23 protein-coding genes are annotated in these 24,086 nt (G+C 75.1%); 17 read left to right on the forward strand and 6 right to left on the reverse strand.

What is annotated here, in order from left to right:
* Positions 1 to 16 precede the first annotated feature (16 nt).
* On the forward strand, positions 17 to 1,423 hold the full coding sequence (gene lpdA, locus KDL28_RS13650; protein ID WP_252438435.1) for a dihydrolipoyl dehydrogenase: 1,407 nt from the start codon (positions 17 to 19) through the stop codon (positions 1,421 to 1,423).
* On the opposite strand, the gene KDL28_RS13655 is transcribed toward lpdA, so the two are convergent.
* Together KDL28_RS13655 and KDL28_RS13660 are read right to left on the reverse strand one after the other, a co-directional pair.
* On the reverse strand, positions 1,413 to 1,811 hold the full coding sequence (locus KDL28_RS13655; protein ID WP_252438437.1) for a VOC family protein: 399 nt from the start codon (positions 1,809 to 1,811) through the stop codon (positions 1,413 to 1,415). The two genes, lpdA and KDL28_RS13655, sit on opposite strands and share 11 nt — an antisense overlap.
* A gap of 58 nt (positions 1,812 to 1,869) precedes the next feature.
* Positions 1,870 to 2,424 carry an NUDIX hydrolase gene (locus tag KDL28_RS13660; RefSeq protein ID WP_252438439.1) on the reverse strand — a complete coding sequence of 185 codons (555 nt, stop codon included), beginning with the start codon at positions 2,422 to 2,424 and terminating at the stop codon, positions 1,870 to 1,872.
* Between the two features lie 97 nt (positions 2,425 to 2,521).
* On the opposite strand from KDL28_RS13660, the gene dop reads away from it, so the two are divergent.
* The 4 genes from dop (at position 2,522) to prcA (ending at position 6,263) form a co-directional block, all read left to right on the forward strand.
* Positions 2,522 to 4,021, forward strand: coding sequence for a depupylase/deamidase Dop (gene dop, locus KDL28_RS13665; RefSeq protein WP_252438494.1), 1,500 nt, complete (start codon positions 2,522 to 2,524; stop codon positions 4,019 to 4,021).
* A gap of 163 nt (positions 4,022 to 4,184) precedes the next feature.
* Positions 4,185 to 4,382, forward strand: a complete 198-nt coding sequence (locus KDL28_RS13670) for a ubiquitin-like protein Pup (RefSeq protein WP_252438441.1) — start codon at positions 4,185 to 4,187, stop codon at positions 4,380 to 4,382.
* Positions 4,383 to 4,513: 131 nt separating this feature from the next.
* Positions 4,514 to 5,398, forward strand: coding sequence for a proteasome subunit beta (gene prcB / locus KDL28_RS13675; protein WP_252438443.1), 885 nt, complete (start codon positions 4,514 to 4,516; stop codon positions 5,396 to 5,398).
* A gap of 61 nt (positions 5,399 to 5,459) precedes the next feature.
* Positions 5,460 to 6,263 carry a proteasome subunit alpha gene (gene prcA / locus KDL28_RS13680; protein WP_252438445.1) on the forward strand — a complete coding sequence of 268 codons (804 nt, stop codon included), beginning with the start codon at positions 5,460 to 5,462 and terminating at the stop codon, positions 6,261 to 6,263.
* A gap of 34 nt (positions 6,264 to 6,297) precedes the next feature.
* On the opposite strand, the gene KDL28_RS13685 is transcribed toward prcA, so the two are convergent.
* Positions 6,298 to 7,845, reverse strand: a complete 1,548-nt coding sequence (locus KDL28_RS13685) for a bifunctional phosphatase PAP2/diacylglycerol kinase family protein (RefSeq protein ID WP_252438447.1) — start codon at positions 7,843 to 7,845, stop codon at positions 6,298 to 6,300.
* Positions 7,846 to 8,225: 380 nt separating this feature from the next.
* Between KDL28_RS13685 and pafA the strand changes: the two genes are divergently transcribed.
* Positions 8,226 to 9,587 carry a Pup--protein ligase gene (gene pafA / locus KDL28_RS13690; protein WP_252438449.1) on the forward strand — a complete coding sequence of 454 codons (1,362 nt, stop codon included), beginning with the start codon at positions 8,226 to 8,228 and terminating at the stop codon, positions 9,585 to 9,587.
* Positions 9,588 to 9,600: 13 nt separating this feature from the next.
* On the opposite strand, the gene KDL28_RS13695 is transcribed toward pafA, so the two are convergent.
* Positions 9,601 to 9,840: a hypothetical protein gene (locus tag KDL28_RS13695; protein ID WP_252438451.1), complete on the reverse strand. Its 240-nt coding sequence runs from the start codon at positions 9,838 to 9,840 to the stop codon at positions 9,601 to 9,603.
* Between the two features lie 136 nt (positions 9,841 to 9,976).
* Here KDL28_RS13695 and KDL28_RS13700 point away from each other — a divergent pair, with 136 nt between their 5' ends.
* The 10 genes from KDL28_RS13700 to KDL28_RS13745 all read left to right on the forward strand — a co-directional run bounded on the left by KDL28_RS13700 (position 9,977) and on the right by KDL28_RS13745 (position 21,038).
* Complete coding sequence (locus KDL28_RS13700; protein ID WP_252438452.1) at positions 9,977 to 11,041, forward strand: helix-turn-helix transcriptional regulator; 1,065 nt, start codon at positions 9,977 to 9,979, stop codon at positions 11,039 to 11,041.
* Complete coding sequence (locus tag KDL28_RS13705) at positions 11,038 to 12,069, forward strand: helix-turn-helix transcriptional regulator (RefSeq protein WP_252438454.1); 1,032 nt, start codon at positions 11,038 to 11,040, stop codon at positions 12,067 to 12,069. The genes KDL28_RS13700 and KDL28_RS13705 overlap by 4 nt, the downstream gene beginning before the upstream one ends.
* The gene (locus KDL28_RS13710; RefSeq protein WP_252438456.1) at positions 12,062 to 12,268 is read left to right on the forward strand and encodes a hypothetical protein; all 207 of its coding nucleotides are present in this window, start codon (positions 12,062 to 12,064) and stop codon (positions 12,266 to 12,268) included. Before KDL28_RS13705 ends, KDL28_RS13710 begins: the two co-directional genes overlap by 8 nt.
* A gap of 68 nt (positions 12,269 to 12,336) precedes the next feature.
* Positions 12,337 to 12,663, forward strand: a complete 327-nt coding sequence (tatA, locus tag KDL28_RS13715; RefSeq protein ID WP_252438458.1) for a Sec-independent protein translocase subunit TatA — start codon at positions 12,337 to 12,339, stop codon at positions 12,661 to 12,663.
* A gap of 63 nt (positions 12,664 to 12,726) precedes the next feature.
* The gene (gene tatC / locus KDL28_RS13720) at positions 12,727 to 13,626 is read left to right on the forward strand and encodes a twin-arginine translocase subunit TatC (protein WP_256501516.1); all 900 of its coding nucleotides are present in this window, start codon (positions 12,727 to 12,729) and stop codon (positions 13,624 to 13,626) included.
* Between the two features lie 195 nt (positions 13,627 to 13,821).
* Positions 13,822 to 16,611: a DEAD/DEAH box helicase gene (locus KDL28_RS13725; protein ID WP_252438462.1), complete on the forward strand. Its 2,790-nt coding sequence runs from the start codon at positions 13,822 to 13,824 to the stop codon at positions 16,609 to 16,611.
* A 160-nt stretch (positions 16,612 to 16,771) separates the two neighbouring features.
* Positions 16,772 to 17,764: a DUF4333 domain-containing protein gene (locus KDL28_RS13730; protein WP_252438464.1), complete on the forward strand. Its 993-nt coding sequence runs from the start codon at positions 16,772 to 16,774 to the stop codon at positions 17,762 to 17,764.
* Between the two features lie 72 nt (positions 17,765 to 17,836).
* Positions 17,837 to 19,075, forward strand: coding sequence for a GNAT family N-acetyltransferase (locus tag KDL28_RS13735; RefSeq protein WP_252438466.1), 1,239 nt, complete (start codon positions 17,837 to 17,839; stop codon positions 19,073 to 19,075).
* Between the two features lie 223 nt (positions 19,076 to 19,298).
* Positions 19,299 to 20,657: an amidase family protein gene (locus tag KDL28_RS13740; RefSeq protein ID WP_252438468.1), complete on the forward strand. Its 1,359-nt coding sequence runs from the start codon at positions 19,299 to 19,301 to the stop codon at positions 20,655 to 20,657.
* Positions 20,658 to 20,693: 36 nt separating this feature from the next.
* Positions 20,694 to 21,038, forward strand: coding sequence for an MmcQ/YjbR family DNA-binding protein (locus KDL28_RS13745; RefSeq protein ID WP_252438470.1), 345 nt, complete (start codon positions 20,694 to 20,696; stop codon positions 21,036 to 21,038).
* 30 nt (positions 21,039 to 21,068) lie between these two features.
* Here KDL28_RS13745 and yczR read toward each other — a convergent pair whose 3' ends face one another.
* Positions 21,069 to 22,556 (reverse strand): MocR-like transcription factor YczR, encoded by a 1,488-nt coding sequence (gene yczR, locus KDL28_RS13750; RefSeq protein WP_252438472.1) that lies wholly within the window; start codon positions 22,554 to 22,556, stop codon positions 21,069 to 21,071.
* A gap of 60 nt (positions 22,557 to 22,616) precedes the next feature.
* On the opposite strand from yczR, the gene KDL28_RS13755 reads away from it, so the two are divergent.
* Positions 22,617 to 22,844: a hypothetical protein gene (locus KDL28_RS13755; RefSeq protein WP_252438474.1), complete on the forward strand. Its 228-nt coding sequence runs from the start codon at positions 22,617 to 22,619 to the stop codon at positions 22,842 to 22,844.
* A 2-nt stretch (positions 22,845 to 22,846) separates the two neighbouring features.
* On the opposite strand, the gene KDL28_RS13760 is transcribed toward KDL28_RS13755, so the two are convergent.
* Complete coding sequence (locus KDL28_RS13760; protein ID WP_252438476.1) at positions 22,847 to 24,073, reverse strand: cytochrome P450; 1,227 nt, start codon at positions 24,071 to 24,073, stop codon at positions 22,847 to 22,849.
* Positions 24,074 to 24,086 lie beyond the last annotated feature (13 nt).

Here is a 24,086-nt window from a genome sequence, read left to right on the forward strand (position 1 = left end):
GGCCTAGATTGGGGACATGGCATCTCACGTCGACGTCCTGGTCCTCGGAGCGGGGCCGGGCGGGTACGTCGCGGCGATCCGGGCCGCTCAGCTCGGACGCAGCGTCGCGGTGGTCGAGGACAAGTACTGGGGCGGGGTCTGCCTCAACGTCGGCTGCATCCCGTCGAAGGCCCTGCTGCGCAACGCGGAGCTCAACCACCTGGTCACGAAGGAGGCGAAGACGTTCGGCATCTCCGGCGAGGTGTCGTTCGACTTCGGCGTCGCGCACGACCGCAGCCGCAAGGTCGCCGAGGGGCGCGTCAAGGGCGTGCACTACCTGATGAAGAAGAACAAGATCACCGAGGTGGACGGGCGCGGCCGGTTCACCGACGCGCACACCGTCGAGGTCGCGCTGAAGGACGGCGGCACCGAGACCATCACCTTCGACGACGTGATCATCGCCACCGGGGCCTCGACCCGGCTGCTGCCCGGCACCAGTCTGTCCGAGCGGGTCGTCACCTACGAGGAGCAGATCCTCGACCGCGACCTGCCGGGCAGCATCATCATCGCCGGGGCCGGGGCGATCGGCATCGAGTTCGCCTACATACTGAGCAACTACGGCGTCAAGGTCACCGTGGTCGAGTTCCTGGACCGGATCCTGCCGCTGGAGGACGCCGAGGTCTCCAAGGAGCTGGCCAAGCGGTTCCGCAAGTACGGCGTCGACGTGCTGACCTCGACCAGGGTCGAGTCCATCGACGACTCCGGCGACCAGGTCACGGTCACCGTCAGCAAGGACGGCGAGGAGTCCACGCTCACCGCGGACAAGGTCATGCAGGCGATCGGCTTCGCGCCCAACACCGAGGGACTGGGCCTGGAGGAGATCGGCGTCGAGCTGACCGAGCGCGGCGCCATCGCCATCGACGACCGCATGCGCACGAACGTCCCGCACGTCTACGCGATCGGCGACGTCACCGCCAAGCTGATGCTCGCGCACGTGGCCGAGGCCCAGGGCGTGGTGGCCGCGGAGACGATCGCCGACGCCGAGACCCAGGAGCTGGACTACGTGATGATGCCGCGGGCGACCTTCTGCTCGCCGCAGGTCGCCAGCTTCGGCTACACCGAGGCGCAGGCCAGGGAGCTGGCCGACGAGAAGGGCTGGAAGGTCGTCACCTCGACCTTCCCCTTCACCGCCAACGGCAAGGCGCAGGGGCTGGGCGAGCCGGGCGGGTTCGTCAAGCTGGTCGCCGACGCCACCTACGGCGAGCTGCTGGGCGGGCACATGATCGGCGCCGAGGTCACCGAGCTGCTGCCCGAGCTGACCCTGGCCCAGAAGTGGGACCTGACCGCGACCGAGCTGGCCCGCAACGTGCACGCGCACCCGACGCTGAGCGAGGCGCTGCAGGAGACCTTCCACGGCCTCACCGGCCACATGATCAACCTGTAGCGGGGTCGCGCACCAGGCAGAACTCGTTGCCCTCCGGGTCCGCCAGCACCACGAGGTCCTCGTGCTCGGCCACCTGCGCCGCCCCCAGACCGGCCAGGCGGTCGAGCTCGGCGGCGAAGTCGTCGGCGTCGAGGTCCAGGTGGACCCGGTTCTTGACCGACTTGGGCTCGGGCACCGCGGTGAAGAAGATGCGCGGGCGCCCGCCGGCGCGCGGCTCCAGCAGGACCGACGGGTCGTCCTCCGGGTCGTCGACCCCGATCGCGCGCAGGCGCGCCAGCTCGGCCTCGTCGTAGGGGGCCACCCGGTAGTCCTCCAGCACCGCGGCCCAGAAGCGGGCGAGCGGGGCCGGGTGCCGGCAGTCGATCACGAGGTCGCGGATCCGGGCCATCGGGCCATCCTGGCGTGCCCCGTCCGGGCGCGGCACCGGCGGCGACCGGGTACCGGGGTCAGCCGGCGAGCGGCTCGCCGCGCAGGGCGAACCACCGCTGGATGCCGACCCGGCCGTCGGGGACGAACGGCCAGGCCATCGGGTCGGCCAGCATGGCGCGCAGCCCGTCGAGGGTGACCCAGGCGCCCCAGACGACCTCCTCGGGCTGGTGGTGCAGCGGGCCGTCCCAGCGCACCTCGTAGGTGAAGGTGTGGCAGCGGATGCCCGCGTCCTCGGCGAACCCGTCCCAGGCGAAGCGCTCGATCGGCTGCAGCGGCACCCCGCGCACGCCCAGCTCCTCGGCCAGCTCGCGGGCGGCGGCGTCCTCCGGCGACTCGCCCGGCCCGATCACCCCGCCTGCCCAGCAGTCGTGGGCCCCCGGGAAGACCAGCTTGTCGGCCGAGCGCCGGTGCACGTAGACGCGCTCGCCGTCGCCGCTGCGGACCAGCACGCCGGTCGCGCCGTGCCAGAGGCCGTCGCGGTAGACGACCCCGCGCGGGGCGACGCCGACCACCCGGCCCGCGGCGTCGAACAGCGCGACCGGCTCCGCGGCCGCATCCTGCCCAACCTGCACCTTCATCATCTCCCGACCGGAGCTAGGCTCGCCGTATGGCTCCGCACGCACGGTACGTCGCCGTCCCCGGGACCCACCGGTGACCGCCCGCCGGATCATGGGCACCGAGATCGAGTACGGCATCTCGGTCCCCGGTGACCCCTCGGCCAACCCGGTCATCACCTCGACCCAGGTCGTCCTGGCCTACGCCGCGGCCGCGGACATCCCCCGGTCGCGGCGCGCCCGCTGGGACTACGAGGTCGAGTCGCCGCTGCGCGACGCCCGCGGATTCGACCTGTCCGCGCCCACCCTGCACTCCGCGAGCGACACCGAGGTCGACGACCTCGGTGCGGCCAACGTGATCCTCACCAACGGCGCGCGCCTCTACGTCGACCACGCCCACCCGGAGTTCTCCACGCCCGAGGTCACCACCCCGCGCGACGTGGTCATCTGGGACAAGGCGGGCGAGCGGGTGATGGAGGAGGCCGCTGAGCGCGCCGCCACCGTGCCCGGCGCGCCGCGCATGCAGCTCTACAAGAACAACGTCGACGGCAAGGGCGCCAGCTACGGCGCCCACGAGAACTACCTCATGGCCCGCTCGACGACGTTCCCCTCGATCGTCGCCGGGCTGACGCCGTTCTTCGTCACCCGCCAGGTCGTCTGCGGGGCGGGCCGGGTCGGCCTGGGCGCCTCCGGCGACGAGGCCGGCTACCAGCTCGCCCAGCGCTCGGACTACATCGAGGTCGAGGTCGGGCTGGAGACCACCCTCAAGCGCGGCATCATCAACACCCGCGACGAGCCGCACGCCGACGCCGACAAGTACCGCAGGCTGCACGTCATCATCGGCGACGCCAACATGAGCGAGTACTCCACGCTGCTCAAGGTCGGCACCGCCGCGCTGGTCCTGGACATGATCGAGAACGGGGTCCGGTTCGACGAGCTGCGGCTGGCCGAGCCGGTCCGCTCGGTGCACCGGATCAGCCACGACCCGACGCTCAAGACCACCGTCGAGCTCACCGACGGCCGCAAGATGACCGCGCTGGACGTGCAGACCGCCTACTTCGAGAAGGCGAAGAAGCACGTCGAGAACACCCTCGGCGCCGACGTCGACGACGACACCGCCGAGGTGCTGCGGATCTGGGGCGAGGTGCTCGACGCGCTGGCCCGCGACCCCATGGAGTGCGCCGACCGGCTCGACTGGGTGGCCAAGCTGCGGCTGCTGGAGGGCTACCGCGAGCGCGACGGGCTGGCCTGGAACTCCGGGCGGCTGGCCCTGGTCGACCTGCAGTACTCCGACGTGCGGATGGGCAAGGGCCTCTACAACCGGCTGGCCACCCGCGGCTCGATGAAGCGGCTGGTGAGCGAGGAGCAGGTCACCGCGGCCATGCGCAACCCGCCGGAGGACACCCGCGCCTACTTCCGCGGGCGCTGCCTCGAGCGCTACCCGACCGAGGTCGCCGCCGCCTCGTGGGACTCGGTGATCTTCGACCTGGGCCGGGAGTCGCTGGTGCGCATCCCCACCCTGGAGCCGCTGCGCGGCACCCGCCGCCACGTCGGCGAGCTGATCGACAACTCGGCCACCGCCGAGGAGCTCGTGGAGGCGCTCACCCGCGGCTGACCGGCCCCGCGGGCCCGGATCGGAGGTCGGCGCCCCGATCGGCGCCCCCGGATTCGCGGGCGTGTCGGCGGTCGGCTGGGTAGTGTTCAGCTACGCCGACCCGGATCGGCCCGCGCGGAGGCGCGGGTGGTCCGGGCACCGGCGCGCGATGAGGGAGGCAGACATGTCCCAGGAGCAGACCAAGCGCCAGGGCGGCGGGGGCGGCGACGACGAGGACGGCGCGGACGGGGCGGCGGCGGGCCAGGAGCGCCGCGAGAAGCTCGGCGAGGACGTCGACACGATCCTCGACGAGATCGACGACGTGCTCGAGGAGAACGCCGAGGACTTCGTCCGGGCCTACGTCCAGAAGGGCGGCCAGTAGCCGCACACCGGGGCCCACTGGCCCCGCGCACCACCCGCACGGCAAGATCTGCCCGGCACGATCGGCCGCGTCAGCGCCGCCCGGCCGAGCCCGGGGGAAAGCACCGCACGAGGGAAGGCACGCACCAGACCATGGAGTTCGGGTCGCCGGTCACCCCGGCGGGCCTCGGCGCGTACCTCGCGCCCGGCCCGTCTTCGTTCACCGACTTCGTCACCGCCCACGCCCCGCACCTGCTGCCCGGCCGGCTGAGCGACGGCAGCGCGCCCGGGGGTGCCCACGGCGGCCCGGCGGGCGGCAGGGGCGGCGGGCACGGGCTCGACGTCCCGCACGGCACCACGATCGTCGCGCTCACGTTCTCCGGTGGGGTCGTCATGGCCGGCGACCGGCGGGCGACGTCGGGCAACGTCATCGCCCAGCGCGACATCGAGAAGGTCTTCATCACCGACTCGCACTCCGCGGTCGGCATCGCGGGCTCGGCCGGCATCGCCATCCAGATGGTCAGGCTGTTCTCCGTCGAGCTGGAGCACTACGAGAAGCTCGAGGGCGTGCCGCTGTCGCTGGACGGCAAGTCCAACAAGCTCGCCTCGATGGTCCAGCAGAACCTCGGCGCGGCCATGCAGGGCTTCGTCGTCGTGCCGCTGTTCGTCGGCTACGACACCGAGGCCGAGCCGTCGAAGGCCGGCCGGATCGTCACCTACGACCCCACCGGTGGGCGCTACGACGAGTGGCTGGGCTACCACTCGGTCGGCTCCGGGTCGGTGTTCGCCAAGTCGTCGATGAAGAAGCTGCACGACCCCGCCGCCGACCTGACCACCACCGTCCGCACCGCGGTGGAGGCCATCTACGACGCCGCCGACGACGACACGGCCACCGGTGGCCCCGACCTCACCCGCCGCATCTTCCCGGTGGTCGTCAGCATCACCGGCGACGAGGGCGCCGTCCGCCACCCCGACGAGGAGATCGAGGCGGTCGTGCGCGAGGTCGTCGCCGACCGCACCGGCAAGCCCGGCGGCTGACCCCGCCCGCACCCACTCCCGCCCGCACGCCGAACGCCAGAAGGATCCAGGAGCCCTCCCCGTGACGATGCCGTTCTACTCCTCGGTCGACCAGCTGCTGCGCGACCGCTCGGAGCTGGCCCGCAAGGGGATCTCGCGCGGTCGCAGCGTCGTGGTGCTGACCTACGCGGGCGGCGTGCTGTTCGTCGCCGAGAACCGCGGTCGCGCGCTGCGCAAGGTCTCGGAGATCTACGACCGGATCGGCTTCGCGGCGGTCGGGCGCTACAACGAGTTCGAGACCCTGCGCAACGCCGGCATCCGGATGGCCGACGTCCGCGGCTACTCCTACGACCGCCGCGACGTCACCGGCCGCATGCTGGCCAACTTCTACGCCCAGGTGCTCGGCAGCGCCTTCGTCGACCAGCCCAAGCCCTACGAGGTCGAGCTGTGCCTGGCCGCGGTGGGCGAGGACTCCGAGTCCGACCAGCTCTACCGGGTCACCTACGACGGCTCCATCACCGACGAGCCGCAGTTCGTGGTCATGGGCGGCACCACCGACCCGATCAGCGCCAAGCTCAAGGAGATCTACCGCGCCGGGCTCGACCTGCCCGCGGCCCTGGCCATCGCCGTGGAGGGCCTGCAGTCCGGCATCGCCAACGGCGCCCCCGGCGCCGACCGGTTGCTCGGGGTGTCCGCGCTGGAGGTGGCGGTCCTCGACCGGACCCGCCCGCGGCGCACGTTCCGCCGCCTGGAGGGCGCCGCGTTGCGCGACCTGCTCCCGGAGGCCAACCGCGGGGTCGACGCGCCCGCCCAGCCCTCGGGCGTCGCCGGTGGCGACGACGTCGCCGCCGGCAGCGCCGCGGTCGAGGACGACCTGAAGTCGTAGTCGCGGTCCAGGCGCCGCCGCCGCGGGGCGGCGCTCAGCCCTGGAAGGGGCGCTCGCGCCCGGTCCACTGGTCCTCGTGGCGGCGGTACACCGGGATCGGCTCGTCGGCCACCCGGAAGGTGTAGCGCCCCGACTCCTCGACCACCTCGCCATCGGTGGCCAGCATCCCCGGCACGGCCAGCTCCACGTCGATCCGCGGGACCTGGCGCTCGGCGTAGACCCGGCTGTGCCCGACGGCCCCGCCGAGCAGCGCGGCCACCGCGCGCAGCCGGGAGAACCGCAGGTCGGCGCGCAGCCAGCGGACGTCGAGCAGTCCGGAGTCCAGCGTCGGCCGGTACGCCGGGACGGCGCCGCGCGGGTGGTAGGGGCCGTTGCCGACGAACAGGAACCACACCCACGTCCACCGGTCGCCGATCTTGATCTTCACCGGCTCGGCCCGGCGCAGGGTGGTGACCAGCGCGGCGGCGAAGGCCGGCCACTTGCCCCAGCGCGGCTGCCACTTCTCGCGCAGGCGCACCAGGTCGGGGTAGGAGCCCAGGCTGGCGGTGTTGATGAAGCAGCGGGTGCGCACGACCTGCTCGCTGTGCGGGTCGGCGCCCCGGCCCGGGTGCATCTCGACCAGCGCGAGGTCGACCGCGACGGCCTGCCCGGCCCCGGTGGAGTCGACGGCCTCCTGCAGGTCGTAGACGCCGACGTCGCGGGCGAAGTGGTTGAGGGTGCCGGTGGGCACCACCACCATGGGCAGCCCGCGCCGCCCGGCCACCGCGGCGGCGGCGGCGACCGAGCCGTCGCCGCCGGCGACCCCGACCGCCCTGGCCTCCTCGCCCTGCTTCTCGACGGCCTCGTCGAGCTGCTCGTCGAGGTCGCGGTGGGGCTCGGCGCGGACCACGACGGCGGCCGGGAACGCGGCCTCCAGCTCGTCGGCCGGGTCGTGCTCGGGGTCGCCGGAGCGCTGGTTGGAGATGATCACCAGGCCGCGACCCCCGGGCAGCTCGGGCACGGTGTCCAGCGGCCGCGCCCTGGCCTCGTCGGTGACCCGCACCGGCCACCAGCGCTGCGTGGCCAGCGCCACACCCGCCCCGACCCCGGCCCCGACGAGCACGTCGGAGGCCCAGTGCACGCCGATGTGGACCCGCGAGTAGGCCACGCCCGCGGCCAGCGGGGCGACCGCGATGCCCAGCCGGGGGCTCTCCATGGCCAGCGCGGTGGCGAACGCGGCCGCCGACGCGGCGTGCCCGGAGGGGAACGACGAGGAGGTCGGCGGGTTGTCGATGGTCTGGTAGGCGGGCAGCTCGGCCGCGGCCGGGCGGCGGCGGGGCAGCAGCGGCTTCATGACGGCGTTGGAGCTGGCGCTGGCGCCGGCGATGGCGAGCACGCCGCGGAAGGCGGCCTTGCGGGTGGCGCCGCGGCGCCCGGCGAGCAGGGCGGCGATCGCGAACCAGAGCAGGCTGTGGTCGGCCGCCGCGGACAGCGCCTTCATCGTCGGGTCGAGCGCGCTGGGCGGCAGCGCGGAGACGGCGCGGGAGATGGCGCGGTCGGTGTCGTTCACGTGGCCCGTGTAGCGCCGCAGCCGGGAGATCACCCACCGACCCTAGGGGGCCGCCGGGTCCGGGGCAGCGCGGGAGGCCGCCCCGGACCGGCGCCGCGCCCGCCGCCGGGCGCGACGGCGGGCGCGGCTCCCCGGCGGGTCCTGCCGGACACCCCCCACGGGCCCGGCGCCATCCCCCCGGACCTGCCGGGGAGTGGAGGCGACCGGTTCGCCCGTCCGCCCCCTGCGGGGAACGCTATCGGCGGCCGCGCCCCGCGCGCCTCGGTAGAACTACCGGCCGTGCCGGGAGGGGTTGCGCGGGCGGCCCCGGGGACACCCCGGGTCACCCGACCGCGTCGATCGGCCCCGTGATGCGTCGATCCGGTCGGCGCGGAACGTGACACGATCAGCCGGTCTGCGCCTACGCTTGCGGGATGCAGCGGCGGATCTACGGTGTGGAGACCGAGTTCGGGGTCACCTGCACCTTCCACGGACAGCGACGCCTCTCGCCGGACGAGGTGGCGCGCTACCTGTTCCGGCGGGTGGTCTCGTGGGGGCGTTCGTCCAACGTGTTCCTGCGCAACGGCGCCCGGCTCTACCTCGACGTCGGCAGCCACCCCGAGTACGCGACGGCGGAGTGCGACTCGCTGGCCCAGCTCGTGGCCCACGACAAGGCGGGCGAGCGCATCCTGGAGGACCTCCTGGTCGACGCCGAGCGCAGGCTGGTCGACGAGGGCATCGGCGGCGACATCTACCTGTTCAAGAACAACACCGACTCGGCGGGCAACTCCTACGGCTGCCACGAGAACTACCTGGTCGCGCGGGCGGGGGAGTTCTCCCGCATCGCCGACGTGCTGCTGCCGTTCCTGGTCACCCGCCAGCTGATCTGCGGCGCGGGCAAGGTCCTGCAGACCCCGCGCGGCGCGGTGTACTGCCTGAGCCAGCGCGCCGAGCACATCTGGGAGGGCGTCTCCTCGGCGACCACCCGCTCCCGGCCCATCATCAACACCCGCGACGAGCCGCACGCCGACGCCGAGCGCTACCGCCGCCTGCACGTCATCGTGGGCGACTCGAACATGTCCGAGGTCACCACACTGCTCAAGATCGGCTCCGCGCACCTGGTGCTGGAGATGATCGAGGCCGGCGTGCAGTTCCGCGACTTCACCCTGGACAACCCCATCCGGGCCATCCGCGAGATCAGCCACGACCTGACCGGGCGGCGCACGGTCCGGCTGGCAGGCGGCCGGGAGGCCAGCGCGCTCGACATCCAGCGCGAGTACTACTCCCGCGCCGTCGAGCACGTCGCCGCGCGCGGCAGCGAGGACCCGACCATCCAGCGCGTGCTCGAGCTGTGGGGCCGCACCCTCGACGCCGTCGAGTCCGGCAACCTCTCGCTGATCGACCGCGAGATCGACTGGGCCATCAAGCACCGGCTCATCGAGCGCTACCGGCGCCGCGACGGCATGGACCTGGCCAACCCCCGCATCGCCCAGCTCGACCTGGCCTACCACGACATCCGCCGCGGCCGGGGCCTGTTCGACCTGCTGCAGCGCAAGTCCCTGGTCGACCGGGTCACCGACGACGGCGAGATCGAGGCGGCCAAGGACACCCCGCCGCAGACCACCCGGGCCAAGCTGCGCGGCGACTTCATCGCCGCCGCGCAGGCCGCGGGGCGCGACTTCACCGTCGACTGGGTGCACCTCAAGCTCAACGACCAGGCCCAGCGCACCGTGCTGTGCAAGGACCCGTTCCGCTCGGTCGACGAGCGCGTCGACCGCCTCATCGCCTCGCTCTGACCGGGCCTGCCCGTCAGACGTCGGGGAACATGCGGGCGCGCAGGTCGGCCAGCGTGTCCTGGACGGCGGGCGAGGTGACGCTCTCGTCGTTGCGCCCCGGCTCGATCCCGAACGCCCGCAGCAGCGCCGCCGCGGGCTCGGCCGGGTCGCCGTGCCCGCCCAGCACCGGGTGCAGCCCCTGCTCGGCGAGGTGGTGGAACACCAGGTTGACCACGGTCCACGGGTTGAACGTCTCGGGCTGCTGCGGATCCACCCGCCGAGCGTGGGCGCGGCCACACGCCGGGTCAAGAGCGCCGGGTGTCGCATCCTGAGACGCCGCCCGGCGCGCGGGGGCGGCGAGTCGCGGCGGCCGGCCACGGCGCCATCGGCGCTGGTCGTAGGATCCCCTCGTGTCCTCCGCCCGGGCCGAGAGGCTGGTGAACCTGGTCCTCTGCCTGCTGTCCACCCGCCAGTTCCTCAGTGCGGAGCGGATCCGCTCCATCGTGCCCGGCTACGCCGACGCCCCCACCGACGACGCCTTCTTCCGCATGTTCGAGCGGGACAAGAACGAGCTGCGCGAGCTGGGCGTGCCGCTGGAGGTCGGGCGCACCTCCAGCTTCGACTCCGTCGACGGCTACCGCGTCGCCCGCCAGGACTACGAGCTCGGGGAGATCGACCTCGAGCCCGACGAGGCCGCCGCCGTGGCGCTGGCCTCGCGGCTGTGGGAGTCGCCCGAGCTGGCCGGACCGGCGCACGGGGCCCTGCTGAAGCTGCGCGCCGCCGGCGTGGAGGTCGAGGAGGACCGGGGGCGGGTGGAGCCGCGGGTGGTCACCGCCGACCCGGCGTTCGGACCGCTGCTGGCCGCGGTCCAGGCGGGCCGGGTGGTCACCTTCCACCACCACCGCAGCGGCGAGTCCGGGGTCCAGCAGCGCACCGTCGAGCCGTGGGGTGTGGTGTCGTGGCGGGGCCGCTGGTACCTCGTGGGCCACGACCGCGACCGCGACGCCCCGCGCTCGTTCCGGGTCTCGCGCATCAGCGAGCCGGTCCGCGCCGTCGGGCCGGCCGGGGCGGTGAGCGTGCCCGGAGACGTCGACCTGATGGCGATGGTCCGGCACAACGTGGCACCGCCGCCGGTGACGGGCAGCGCGCGGGTGTGGGTGGCCGCGGGGCGGGCGCACGGCCTGCGCCGGATCGCCCGCGCGATCGGCCCGCGCACCCATCGCGGGCGCCCCGGCGACGAGATCGAGCTGGAGCTGCGCAGCGTCGAGACCGTCGCCCGGTGGCTGGCGGGGCAGGGCCCGGACGTCGCGGTGCTGGGCCCGGAGTCGCTGCGCGCGGCCGTGCGGGCGAGCTGGGCCGCCGCCGCGGCCGCCCACGACCTGCCCGCCGGGCCCGCGGCCGACGCCCCGCCCGGCGCCGCCCCCGGGCAGCAGGGCCCCGCCGTGCCGCTGCCGGAGACGGCGGTCCGGCCGTGAGCGCGAGCGGGGTCACCGAGCGGCTGCCCCGGCTGCTGTCGCTGGTGCCCTACCTGCAGGCGCGCCCGGGCATCCCGGTGGCCGAGGCCGCCGCCGACTTCGGGATCACCGAGCGCCAGCTGCGCCGCGACCTGGAGCTGCTGTGGATGTGCGGGTTGCCCGGCTACGGCCCGGGCGACCTGATCGACCTGTCGTTCTCCGGCGACACGGTCAGCGTGATCTCCGACGCCGGCATGGGGAGGCCGCTGCGGCTGACCACCGCGGAGGCGACCGCGCTGCTGGTCGCGCTGCGCACGCTGGCCGAGATGCCCGGCGTGGTGGACACCGCGGCGGTGCGCCGGGCGACGGCCAAGATCGAGCGCGCGGTCGGCGACGCCGGTCCGGGGCAGGTCGCCGTGGAGGTCACCCGCGAGGAGGAGGCGGCCACCGCCGCCGTCCGCGACGCGCTGACCTCCGGGCGGGCCATGCACATCGTGTACTACACGGCCGGGCGCGACTCGGTCTCCCAGCGCACGATCGACCCGATGCGCCTGCTCATCGTCGACGGTCGCGGCTACCTGGAGGCGTGGTGCCGGCGGGCCGAGGGGGTGCGGCTGTTCCGGCTGGACCGCGTCGAGGACGTCGTCGTGCTCGACGAGCCGGCCTCGCCGCCGCCCGACGCCGAGCCGACCGACGTCTCCGGCGGGCTGTTCCGGCCCACCGCCGAGCACCGCTCCGCGGTGCTGCTGCTGGAGCCGCGGGCCCGCTGGGTCGCCGAGTACTACCCGGTCGACGAGGTCGTGGAGGCCGAGGGCGAGCGGCTGCGCGTGCGGCTGCGCTACGCCGACCCGACCTGGCTGGTGCGGCTGGTGCTGGGGCTGGGCGGGGGCGCGCGGCTGCTCGAGCCGCGCGATCTCGCCGCGCGGGTGGGTGCGCGGGCGCGGGAGGCGCTGGCCGCCGCCGACCCGTCCGCGGACGACCCCGCCGCCCCGGATGCCGGCGGGAACGCGACCGGACGGATCGACGGGGGAGTGGCGGACGGTGGCTGAGCTGGTGCCGGTACTGGTCGCGCTGGTGGTGGGCGCGCTGCTGCTCGCGGCGCTGGTGATCGTGGTGCTGCGCCCCGTGCGGCGGTTCACCCGGGCCCGTGCGGAGCTGCGCGACGAGGTGCGCACAGGAGTCGCACAGCTGCGCGCGCTAGCGTACGAGCGAGGGAACCGCCACACCCACGGCGTAGACTCGCCGTGACTCGACTTTGATCCGCGCGGTCCGACCGGCCGATCGGTCCGGGCGCCGCGCGACGGAAGGACGGAAGCATGCCGAACCTCGGCGGCTGGGAGTTCGTGATCCTGATCGGGGTCCTGGTGCTGCTGTTCGGGGCCAAGCGGCTGCCGGACATGGCGCGCTCCATCGGGCAGTCCGCTCGCGTGTTCAAGGGCGAGATGAAGGGCATGAAGAGCGACGAGGGCAAGCCGGCCGAACCGCCGGCCGCGGCGCCCGCGCCCGCCGCGCCGCCCGCGGAGCTGCCCCCGCCCGCGGCCGGGCCCGCCGCGCCCGCCCCCGCCACTCCGGCCCCGAGCACCCAGAACGGGACCCCGGAGGCCAGCCGGGCGGCGGGTCAGGGCTCCACCGGCGCCAAGTAACCCCCGCCGGTGGTCAAGCTCTCCCTGCGGCGACGCCGTCGGGTCGAGAACCCCGACGGCACGATGTCGCTCGTCGATCACCTCTACGAGCTGCGCAGCCGGCTGACGATCGCGCTGATCGCGATCACCGTGACGACCGTCGTCGGCTTCATCTGGTACGAGTTCGGCCCGTTCGGCACGCCGAGCCTGGGTGAGCTGCTCAAGGAGCCCTACTGCTCCATCCCGGCGACCTCGCGCGGCCAGTTCACCGTCGACAACACCTGCACGCTGCTCGCGACCGGCCCGTTCGACCAGTTCAACCTGCGGCTCAAGGTCGCGATGACCGCAGGCATCGTGCTGGCCTGCCCGGTCTGGCTCTACCAGCTCTGGGGCTTCATCACCCCGGGGCTCTACGCCAAGGAGCGCCGCTACGCGCTGAGCTTCGTCTCGGTGGCCGCGCTGCTGTTCGTCATCGGCGCGGTGCTGGCCTACTTCGTGGTCAGCGAGGGCCTGGCGTTCCTGCTCACGATCGGCGACGAGGTGCAGACCACGGCGCTGACCGGCGAGTACTACTTCGGCTTCCTGATCGCGCTGCTGCTGATCTTCGGGGTGAGCTTCGAGATCCCGCTGCTGGTGGTCATGCTCAACGTGGCCGGCGTCATCACCTACGCCAAGCTGGCCGCGTGGCGGCGCGGGCTGATCTTCGGGCTGTTCGTGTTCGCCGCGATCGCCACGCCCGGCCAGGACCCGATCTCGATGCTGGCCTTGGCGGTGGCGCTGGTGCTGCTGTTCGAGCTGGCCATCCAGATCGCCCGGGTCAACGACCGGCGCAAGGCGCGGGTGCGCGCCGCCGAGGGCTGGGACTCCTGGGACCCCGACGCCCCCTCGCCGATCGACACCGCCCCGAGCGCCATCGACGCGACGCCCTCGCCGATCGACACCTCGCCGAGCGCGGTCCCGCACCGGGTCGACGACGCGACCTGACCCCACCGTCGTCGAGAACGAACCTGTCGTCCGACGAGTTCGTTCTCGACACGGTCCCACCCTATCGTCAACGAATGATTGACGCCTACAAACGGTCAGCGAAGCGCTGACCGCACCCGACGGCCGGGGCCGGGGGAGCACCCGTGCGGCCGAACCCGTCAGCGCACAAGGTCGTCGGTGTGCAAACCTGGAGGCGTGGCCCGCACCTCGCAGGCTCCCGCGGAGGCCTACGCCGCCGCCCGGAGCCGCGCCGCACGTCCCCGGCTGGCCGAGTTCGCCGGGAGCCTGGCGTTCGACCTCGACGGCTTCCAGCGCACCGCCTGCTCGGCCCTGGAGGACGGGCACGGCGTGCTCGTGTGCGCCCCCACGGGTGCCGGGAAGACGGTGGTCGGCGAGTTCGCCGTGCACCTGGCGCTGGCCGAGGGCCGCAAGTGCTTCTACACGACGCCGATCAAGGCGCTGTCCAACCAGAAGTACGCCGACCTCGTCGCCCGCCACGGCGAGTCCGCCGTCGGGCTGCTGACCGGCGACACCGCGGTCAACCCGAACGCCCAGGTGGTCGTGATGACCACCGAGGTGCTGCGGAACATGATCTACGCCGAGAGCGGGCCGGGCGGTCCGGCAGGCGCCCGCGCCGCGCGCCAGCTCGACCACCTCGGCTACGTCGTCATGGACGAGGTGCACTACCTGGCCGACCGGTTCCGCGGCGCGGTGTGGGAGGAGGTCATCCTCCAGCTGCCCGAGCACGTCAAGCTGGTCAGCCTGTCGGCCACGGTGAGCAACGCCGAGGAGTTCGGCGACTGGCTGGTCACCGTGCGCGGCGACACCGCCGTCGTGGTCGACGAGCACCGGCCCGTGCCGCTGTGGCAGCACATGATGGTCGGCAACCGGCTGCTCGACCTGTTCGCGGGCGAGTCCGCCGACGGCGAGCTGCGCGTCGACCCCGACCTGGTCCGCCACACCCGCGACCTGGAGCGGCAGAGCTCGATGGCCGGCTGGGACCGCGGGCGCGGTCGCGGCCCGCGCGGCGGCGGCCGCTCCGGCGAGCGGTACCGGCCCGCGTCGCGCACCACGGTGATCGACCGGCTCGACCGGGCCGGGCTGCTGCCGGTGATCACGTTCGTTTTCAGCCGGGCGGGCTGCGACGCCGCGGTCGGCCAGTGCGTGCGCTCCGGGCTGCGGCTGACCACCGAGGAGGAGGCCGTCGAGATCCGGCGCACCGTCGAGCGCCGCACCGCCGACCTCCCGCACGCCGACCTGGAGGTCCTGGGCTACTGGGAGTGGCGCGAGGCGCTCGAGCGCGGGATCGCCGCGCACCACGCCGGGATGCTGCCGGCGTTCAAGGAGACCGTCGAGGAGCTGTTCGTCCGCGGCCTGGTGCGCGCGGTGTTCGCCACCGAGACGCTGGCCCTGGGCATCAACATGCCCGCGCGCACCGTCGTGCTGGAGAGGCTGGTCAAGTACAACGGGGAGTCGCACGCCGACCTCACCCCCGGCGAGTACACCCAGCTGACCGGGCGGGCCGGGCGCCGCGGCATCGACGTCGAGGGCCACGCCGTGGTCGTCTGGCAGCCCGGGGTCGACCCGCAGCAGGTCGCCGGCCTGGCCTCCACCCGCACCTACCCGCTGCGCAGCTCGTTCCGCCCCGGCTACAACATGGCCGTCAACCTGGTGGGCAGGCTGGGCGTCGACGCGGCCCGCGACCTGCTGGAGCAGTCGCTGGGCCAGTTCCAGGCCGACCGGTCGGTGGTCGGGCAGGCCCGGCGCATCGAGCGCAACACCGAGGCGCTGGCCGGCTACCGCACGTCCATGCAGTGCCACCTGGGCGACTTCGCCGAGTACGCCGAGCTGCGCAGGCGCGTCGGCGAGCGGGAGAAGGCGATGTCGCGCCAGGGCAGCGCGGCCCGCCGCGACGCCGCCGCCGAGTCGCTGCGCTCGCTGCGCCCCGGCGACGTGATCGCGGTGCCCGCCGGGCGCCGCGCCGGCATCGCCGTCGTGCTCGACCCGGGCCTCGACCCCGGTGGCGACCCGCGCCCGCTGGTGCTCAGCGAGGACCGGTGGGCCGGGCGGCTCTCGACCGCCGACTTCCCCGAGCCCGTGCAGCCGCTGGGCCGGATGCGCCTGCCGCGCCGCGTCGACCACCGCACCCCCCGGGTGCGCCGCGACCTGGCGTCCACGCTGCGCAGCACCGGCATCGTCGCGCCCAGCGCCCCCCGGCGCCGCTCCCGCGGCGGCCAGGACGACGACCCCGAGCTGGCCGCGCTGCGCCGGGCGCTGCGCGCGCACCCCTGCCACGGCTGCGACGACCGCGAGGCGCACGCCCGGTGGGCCGAGCGGGCCACCCGCCTGGAGCGCGAGACCGAGCAGCTGCGCCAGAAGGTCAGCTCCACCACCCACTCGCTGGCCCGCCAGCTCGACCGGATCCGGTCGCTGCTGGGCGAGCGCGGCTACCTGGAGGGCGAGCGGGTCACCGAGCACGGCGAGCGCCTGGCCCGGCTGTGGGGCGAGTCCGACCTGCTGACCGCGGAGTGCCTGCGCCAGGGCGTGTGGGAGGGCCTGGCCCCCGAGGACCTGGCCGCGGTGGTGTCGGCGCTGGTCTACGAGTCGCGCCGGGACAACGGCCCGGTGCCGAGGGTGCCCCCCGGGCCGGTGTCCGAGGCGCTCGCGGCCACCGTCGCGCTGTGGTCGGAGCTCGACGCCGACGAGCGTCGCCACCGGGTCGACCGCACCCGGGAGCCCGACCTGGGCTTCGCCTGGCCGATGCACCGCTGGGCTCGCGGGCAGTCGCTGTCGGCGGTGCTCACGGCGGCCGAGCAGAACGGCGCGGAGCTCTCGGCAGGCGACTTCGTGCGCTGGTGCCGCCAGGTCCTCGACCTGCTCGACCAGATCGTCGGGGTGGCCGGGCGCGACAGCGGGGTGGGCCGGGCCGCGGCAGGCGCGGTGGCGGCGGTCCGCCGCGGGGTGGTGGCCATCGGCACCGTCTGACGCCCGGCGGGCGGCCCGTCGAGCACGGGCCGCGACCGCCCGTCCTGCGCGGTCACGACCAGGTGGGGGTGAGGGACTGCACGACGGCCCGCCCCTGTGCTTGGATCGCGGGGACCGCGGGGATCTGCGGATGATGTGCAGCTGGCGAGGAAGGTGCGCGATGTCGACTCCGCAGGGGCCCGGACAGTCGCCCGAACACCCGTCCGACCAGCCCGAGTGGGGCAAGGGACCGGCCGGGGGCTGGGGCGGGGCCGGTCGCCAGGGTGAGCAGCCCGACCTCGACAACGACCGCACGCGCCCGGTCACCAAGGAGGACGTCGCCGCCGCGGCCGAGCGCCACGGCCGCGCCGAGCAGCCCCCGGGCGGCCAGCCGCCCGGGGGGGCGACGCAGGGTGAGCCCCGCCACGGCGGCGGTCAGCCGGGCTGGGGCGGTCAGCCCTACGGCGGCGGCCAGCAGCAGTACGGCGCCCAGCCGGGCTACGGCGACCAGCAGCAGTGGGGCGGCTACGGGCAGCCGGGCCAGCCGGGCGGCCAGCAGCCCTACGGCGGCCAGCCGGGCTACGGCGCCCAGCCGGGTCAGCAGGGCTGGGGCGAGCAGCAGTACGGCCAGCAGCAATACGGCCAGCCGCAGGGCTACGGCGGCCAGTACGGCCAGCCGGGCCAGCAGGGTTACGGCGGCCAGCAGCAGGGCGGCTGGGGCGGGCAGGACCAGCAGCCGGGCCAGCAGGCCTGGGGCGGGCAGGGCCAGGCCACCCAGCACTGGCCGGGCGACCCCAACCAGCAGCAGTGGGGCGGCGGCTACCCGCCCCTGCCCGACGCCCCGGCCCAGGGCGGCGGCCGCTCGAAGATGCCGCTCATCCTGGGGATCGTGGCGGCGGTGCTCATCGCCGCCGCGGTCGGCGTGCTCGGGTTCTGGACGCCCGGCTTCTTCGTCACCAAGGTCTTCGACACCGGCGCGGTGCAGGCCGGCGTGCAGAAGGTCCTCACCGACGAGTACGGGCTCGCCGTCGAGTCGGTGACCTGCGGCCAGGACATCCGGGTCGACAACGGGGCCACCTTCGAGTGCGACGCCACCATCGACGGGCAGCCGCGGAAGGTCCCGGTGAAGGTCACCAGCGCCGAGGGCGACTACGAGGTCGGCCGCCCGGCCTGAGTGCGGCCGGCCGCCGTCGGGCGGCCGGATTGCGCTGTCGCCCGGTCCACGGATCGGGCAGCATCACGGCACGTGACGACCCTGCACCCGACCACCCACGACGTCCGGCTGGTGCGCGACGAGGAGTTGCGCGCGGCCTACGACCTGTTCGGCGCCGCGCTGCTGCACGGCCCGGTGAACGACGAGCGCTGGGAGCGGGCCGCGGGCCTGTACGCCCCGCAGCGCACCATCGGCGTGTTCGACGGGTCCGGGCTGTTCGGCACCGCGATGTCCTTCCCGGTCGAGGTGGTCGTGCCCGGCGGTGCGGCGCTGCCGACCGCGGCGGTCACCCGGGTCGGGGTGCGCGCCGACCGCACCCGCCGCGGCGTGCTGACCGCACTCATGCGCCGCCAGCTGGACGAGGCGGCCGCCGCGGGCGACGTGCTGGCCTCGCTGCGGGCCACCGAGGCCCGCATCTACGGCCGCTTCGGCTACGGCGTGGCGACCCGCGGCCGCACCGTCCGCATCAAGCGGAACGGCGGCTCCGGCTGGCGGTCCGGGGCGCCGGCGGGCGGCGACGTGCGGATGCTCACCGCCGACGAGATGGTGCCCGCACTGGGCGCCGTGCACGAGCGCGTCGGCCTGGCCCGCCCGGGTGGGATGACCCGGACCCGGCCGTGGTGGGACCTCGGGCTCGGCGGCCTCCTGCAGGAACGCACCCTGGTCCTCGCGGCCGTGCACACCGGAGCCGACGGCGAGGACGGCTACCTGGTGGCCACCGTCGACGACTCCGGCGGCTGGCACGACCGCGTGCTCGTGCTGCGCGACCTGCACGCCACCACGGTCGAGGCCGCGACCGCGCTGTGGCGCTTCGCCCTCGACGTCGACCTCGTCGCGGCGGTGGAGGCCCGCCTGCGCCCGCTGGACGAGCCGCTGGAGCTGCTGCTGGCCGACCCGCGCGACTGCGCGACCACGGCGGTCGAGGACGAGACGTGGCTGCGGATCGTGGACGTGCCCGCCGCGCTGGCCGCGCGCCGGTTCGCCGCGGCCGAGCCGGTGCTGATCGCCGTGCACGACGCGGTGCGGGCGGCCAACGGCGGGGTCTACCGGATCGCCGACGGCGGCGCGGAGCGCGTGGGCGAGCTCGGCGGCGCGCAGACCCCCGACCTGGAGTGCGACGTGGCCGGGTTGGCCATGGCGTACCTGGGCGACCGGGCGCCCTCGGAGCTGGCGGCGACCGGCTGGTGGCGGGCGTGGTCGCCGGCCGCCACGGCCCGCGCCGACGCGGCCTTCGGAACGGACCGGCTGCCGTGGTGCGGCACGAACTTCTGAGCCCGCTCCCGGGCCCCCGCGGGTCCGGGCCCTCGCCCCCGCCGAGCTCGACGCCGCGCACGACCTGTTCGCGGCCTCGCTGCTGCGCGGTCCGATCGGTGCCGGGCACCGCCACCGCCCGGGCGCACGGGTCGCCGGGGCGCACGGCCCGGCGCACCCGCCCGGCGGTCGGGGCCGCATAGAGTCCGACCCGGCGCTCGCAGCACCGGCGAAAGGCGACGGCATGCCCACCCCAGACCCCTGCGACCTCGACGGGTTCCGCCGCCGCGTCCTGGCCTCCTCGGCCGCGGACGTGGTCGCGCGCAGCGTCGCGGCGGCCCGCGAGCTCGCCGACCTCGGCGCCTTCATCACGATCGCCGACCGGGCGCGGCCCGGCGACGGTCCGCTGGCCGGCATCCCGGTGGCGGTCAAGGACAACCTCGACACCCACGACCTGCCGACCACCGGCGGGACCCCGGCGCTGGCGCGGTCGCGGCCCGGGCGCGACCACCACGCCGTCGCGCGGCTGCGCGCGGCCGGGGCGGCCGTCGTCGGCAAGACCAACCTGCACGAGCTGGCGTTCGGCATCACCAGCAACAACGCCGCGTACGGCCAGGTCCGCAACCCGCACGACCCGAGCCGCACGGCGGGCGGGTCGTCCGGGGGGTCAGCGGTCGCGGTGGCCACCGGCGTCGTCCCGCTGGCCCTGGGCAGCGACACCGGCGGGTCGGTGCGGGTGCCCGCGGCGCACTGCGGCCTCGTCGGCTGGCGACCGACGGTCGGGCGCTGGGGGAGCGAGCGCGCCGTCCCGATCTCGCGAACGCGCGACACCGCGGGCGTGCTCGCCACGACGGTCGCCGACGCCGCCCTGGTCGACGAGCTGGTCACCGGCGATCCCGTGGCGGCGGCGCCCGAGCGGCGCCTGCGGCTGGGCGTGCCCCGCCCGGGCTTCTACGACGACCTGCACCCCGAGGTCGCCGAGTGCGTCGAGCGGGCGCTCGACCGCCTGGCCGACGCCGGGGTCGAATTGGTGGAGACCGAGGTGCCGGGCGCGCACGAGCTCGACGCCGAATGCGGATTCGCGATCGTCTTCTTCGAGGTCGCCCGGGACCTCCCGGCCTACCTCGCCACCCTGCCCGGCCCCGAGCGGGAGCTGACGCTGGCCGACGTGCTCGCCGGCGCCGCCACGCCGGACGTCCGCGGCGCGCTGGAGGTCGCGGCGAGCGGCGAGTTCACCGAGGCGGTGTACCGGGAGGCGCTGGCCACGCGCGAGCGCCTGCGGGCGGCCTACGCCACGGCGCTGCACCCGTCCGGGGGAGAGCGGCTCGACGCGCTCGTCTACCCGACGGTGCCGCTCCCGGCCATCCCCGTCGGCGACGACGTGATCACCGAGCACAACGGTCGCCGGGAGCCGGTGTTCCAGACCACGATCCGCAACACCGGCCCCGGATCGGCGTCGGGGATGCCTGCGGTCTCGCTGCCCGCCGGCGCCACCCGCGCGGGCCTGCCGATCGGGCTGTCCCTGGAAGGGCTGCCGGGTGGCGACAGCGCCCTGCTGGCCGTCGCGCGCAGCGTCGAGGCGACTGTCGGCGGCGCGTTCTAGGCTGCCCGCCGTGCGAGGCCCACATGGTTGACGCCGATGGTTGACGCCGAGGACGTCCGGCGGCTGGCCCTGTCCCTGGACGGCGTCGAGGAGATCGACAGCGACGGCTTCGACTTCCGCGTCGCGGGCAAGGGGTTCGTCTGGTCCTACCCGGAGCGGGTGCCCGGCCGGGGTCGGGTCCTGCGCACCGACATCGCGGTGCTCTACGTGGGCGACGAGGCGGAGAAGCAGGCGCTGCTGCTGGGCGAGCCCGAGCTGTTCTTCTGCCCGCCGGCCTACGACGGGCTCCCGCTGGTGATGGTGCGCCTGGAGAGGGTGGCGCCGGAGCGCCTCGTCGAGCTGGTGACCGACGCCTGGCGCATGCGCGGCGAGGCGGGCTGACCCGCCCGCTCCGCCGCTCGCGGCACGCCATCAGGCCACGGCGACGGGTTCGGCCTCCACCGCGGGCGCGGCGTGGTCGAGGCCCTGCCAGGCCAGCGCCAGCCGCTCCAGCGCGAGGTCCATCCGGTCGCGGCGCAGGGTGTAGGGCAGGCGCAGGTGGCGCTCGAACGCGCCGTCCAGGCCGAACCGCGGTCCGGCGGCGAGCAGCACGCCGTGCCGGCGGGCCGCGACGCTCAGCCGGCTCGACCCGGGCTCGTCCAGCTCGATCCACAGGCTCAGCCCACCGGTGGGGCGGGAGGGTCGCCAGCGGGGGAAGGTGGCCGCGAGCCGACCCAGCAGGTGGTCGCGCGCGGCGGCCAGCTCGATCCGGCGCGCGCTCGTCACCTCCTCGACGTCGGCGAGCAGCCGGGCGACCAGGAGCTGTTCGAGCGCGGGTCCCCCGAGGTCGACCGCGGCCCGCTGGGCGGCGATCCGGCGCACCAGCGGGGCGGCCGTGCGGATCCAGCCCACGCGCAGCCCGCCCCAGAACGCCTTGCTGGCCGACCCGACGCTGATCAGCAGCGGGGAGTCGGGCGCGTGCGCGGCGACCGGGGTCGGGCGGTGGTCGGCGAAGCCGAGTTCGACGAGGGTCTCGTCGACCAGCAGCGGCGTGCCGGTGCGGCGGGCCATCTCGACCAGCCGCAGGCGGCAGGCCTCGTCGAGGACGGCGCCGGTCGGGTTCTGGTGCTCGGGGATCAGGTAGGCCAGCCGCGGGGCGGCGTCGCGCACGGTGGCCGCGACCAGCTTCAGGTCCCAGGAGCCGGTGCCGTCGGGGTGGGGGCCCATCGGTACCGGCACCGCCCGCGCGCCGCGGTGCGCGATGGCCTCGAGCGCGTTGGGGTAGGTGGGGTGCTCGACGAGGATGCGGTCGCCCGGGCCGGTCAGCGCGCCCACGACCAGCGAGATCGCCTGCTGGCCACCCCCGGTGACCAGCACCTGGTCCGGGGTGGTGGGCAGGCCGCGGGCGGTGTAGCGGTCGGCCACCGCCGCGCGCAGGGCGGGCAGCCCGAGCAGGTCGTAGCCGTGCCCGCCGAGCAGGGCGTCCAGGTCGTGCACGGCGGTGGCGGCGGCCCGGCGCAGCGCGGCGCCCGGGGCGGGCAGCGCGGCGTGGGCGAGGTCGAGCAGCGCGCGGTCGGCCTGCGGGGAGAACGGGGCCAGACCGACCGAGCGCTGCGCGTCGGTCCCGCCGGGGTCGGCGGGCAGCTGCGTCCAGCTGCCCGCGCCCCGCCTGCTGTGCAGCACCGCCGCCGCGCGCAGCGCGTCGTAGGCGGAGGCGACGGTGGTGCGGCTGACACCCAGGGCGATCGCCAGCTCCCGCTCCGGCGGCACCCGCGTCTGCAGCGGCAGCCGGCCGTCGAGCACGAGCAGCCGGACGCGGTCGGCGAGCGCGGTGGCCAGGCCGCGTCCGTCGGGCGGGCGCCATTCGCCGAGCAGGCGGGCGAAGCTGTGGGCGCCGATCCGGCGGTCCAGGTCGGCCATGCGGTCCACCTCTCGTGAATTGGCCCTGGGCGGGCAGGCCAATCTTGCCATGATGGAGGCATGAACCCGTGGATCCTGCTCGCCGTCCTCGTCCTGATCGCCCTCGCCGCGCCGCGCTACGGCGTCGACAGCCGCTGGCCGCCGCCGGGGGAGATGCGCCCGCCGCGGCGCGGGCCGACTCCGCGGAGCGACCTGGCCGCCCTCGCCCGGTCGGTCCGCCGCCGCTTCGGCCGGTCCGCCACGCCGACACCCTCGACGCCTCTGCGGGAGACCGGGGCGGTCGGCTGAGCTCAGCCCAGCCGCACCCGCATCGGCAGCGAGCCCCAGGCCCGGAGGGTGTTGTTGTGGTGGCGCCGGGTCGGTCCGGCGACCTCGATCGTCTCGACCCGGGCGGCCAGCGCCGTGAGCAGGCACTCGGCCTCCAGCCGCGCGACGTGCTGGCCGACGCACTGGTGGATGCCGAAGCCGAAGCCGAGGTGGCCTGACGGGTCCCGGGACAGGTCGAAGCGGTCCGGGTCGGTCCAGCGGCGCGGGTCGCGGTTGGCGGCGGCGAGGAACATCAGGATCTTCTCGCCGTCCGGGATGACGGTGTCGGCGACCCGGACGTCGGTGGTGGCGGTGCGGAAGAACGTCTGCACCGGCGACGCCCACCGCACGGCCTCGTCGAACGCGACGCGGGCCAGCTCGGGCCGCGCCCGCAGGCGCCGCCACTGCTCGGGGTGGGTGGCGAAGGCGTGCAGGGCGGCGGCCAGGGCGTGCACGGTGGTGTCCACCCCGGCCGACAGCAGCGATCGGACGATCAGCGGGGCCTGCTCGGGGGTGATGTCGCCGCGGTCGGCGGCGGCCCAGATGCGGGCGCCGAAGCCGTCCGGGGCGAGGGCTTCGCGCGCGCACTGCGCGTTCACCCAGGCCGCCAGCTCCGGCAGCCGCGGGGCACCGGCGGCGACCAGCTCGTTGTGCGGGCCGAAGGCGTTGAACAGGAACTCGCCGTAGGGCAGCAGGTTCTCCCGGCCCCCGGCGGGGATGCCGACGGCGTCGGGGAAGACGCGCAGTGGGAAGGCCTCGGCGAGGGCGGGGACGGCGTCGAACTCGACGACGTCACCGCGGCGGGCCAGCAGGCCGTCGACCAGGTCGACGGCGGCGGCCGTCCACCGCTCCCGCAGCCCGCGCAGCGCGCGCGGCACCAGGATCGTGGAGAGCACCCGGCGCGGGGCGTCGTGGTGGGGCGGATCGGCCTCCAGCAGCAGGCTGGGCGGGCGCCACGGCTGCTCGGTGCGGAAGTTCGACAGCCCGACCCCGGCGCCGGACTGGAAGCCCTGCCAGTCGCGCAGGGCGGCGTGCACCTGCTCGTAGCGGCCCATCGCGTACACGCCGTAGCGGCTCAGGTGGACCACCGGCCCGGCCTCGCGCAGCGCGGCGTGGAACGGCAGCGGGTCCTCGAGGATCTCCGGGCCGAACGGGTCGGCGTCGGAGACCGGCGTCCCCGTCGGTGGGGACGTCGGCGCGGTCGTGGTCATCGGGACTCCCGTC

Source organism: Pseudonocardia humida, assembly GCF_023898865.1.
Taxonomy (GTDB): domain Bacteria; phylum Actinomycetota; class Actinomycetes; order Mycobacteriales; family Pseudonocardiaceae; genus Pseudonocardia; species Pseudonocardia humida.

Coding starts and splice junctions, on each gene's coding strand:
- KDL28_RS13760 (WP_252438476.1), bottom strand. CDS start 24,073: ATGACCACGACCGCGCCGACGTCCCCACCGACGGGGACGCCGGTCTCC.
- prcB (WP_252438443.1), top strand. CDS start 4,514: ATGGAGTTCGGGTCGCCGGTCACCCCGGCGGGCCTCGGCGCGTACCTC.
- dop (WP_252438494.1), top strand. CDS start 2,522: ATGGGCACCGAGATCGAGTACGGCATCTCGGTCCCCGGTGACCCCTCG.
- yczR (WP_252438472.1), bottom strand. CDS start 22,556: ATGGCCGACCTGGACCGCCGGATCGGCGCCCACAGCTTCGCCCGCCTG.
- KDL28_RS13655 (WP_252438437.1), bottom strand. CDS start 1,811: ATGGCCCGGATCCGCGACCTCGTGATCGACTGCCGGCACCCGGCCCCG.
- KDL28_RS13745 (WP_252438470.1), top strand. CDS start 20,694: ATGGTTGACGCCGAGGACGTCCGGCGGCTGGCCCTGTCCCTGGACGGC.
- KDL28_RS13755 (WP_252438474.1), top strand. CDS start 22,617: ATGAACCCGTGGATCCTGCTCGCCGTCCTCGTCCTGATCGCCCTCGCC.
- pafA (WP_252438449.1), top strand. CDS start 8,226: ATGCAGCGGCGGATCTACGGTGTGGAGACCGAGTTCGGGGTCACCTGC.
- tatC (WP_256501516.1), top strand. CDS start 12,727: ATGTCGCTCGTCGATCACCTCTACGAGCTGCGCAGCCGGCTGACGATC.
- tatA (WP_252438458.1), top strand. CDS start 12,337: ATGCCGAACCTCGGCGGCTGGGAGTTCGTGATCCTGATCGGGGTCCTG.
- KDL28_RS13730 (WP_252438464.1), top strand. CDS start 16,772: ATGTCGACTCCGCAGGGGCCCGGACAGTCGCCCGAACACCCGTCCGAC.
- KDL28_RS13740 (WP_252438468.1), top strand. CDS start 19,299: ATGCCCACCCCAGACCCCTGCGACCTCGACGGGTTCCGCCGCCGCGTC.
- lpdA (WP_252438435.1), top strand. CDS start 17: ATGGCATCTCACGTCGACGTCCTGGTCCTCGGAGCGGGGCCGGGCGGG.
- KDL28_RS13670 (WP_252438441.1), top strand. CDS start 4,185: ATGTCCCAGGAGCAGACCAAGCGCCAGGGCGGCGGGGGCGGCGACGAC.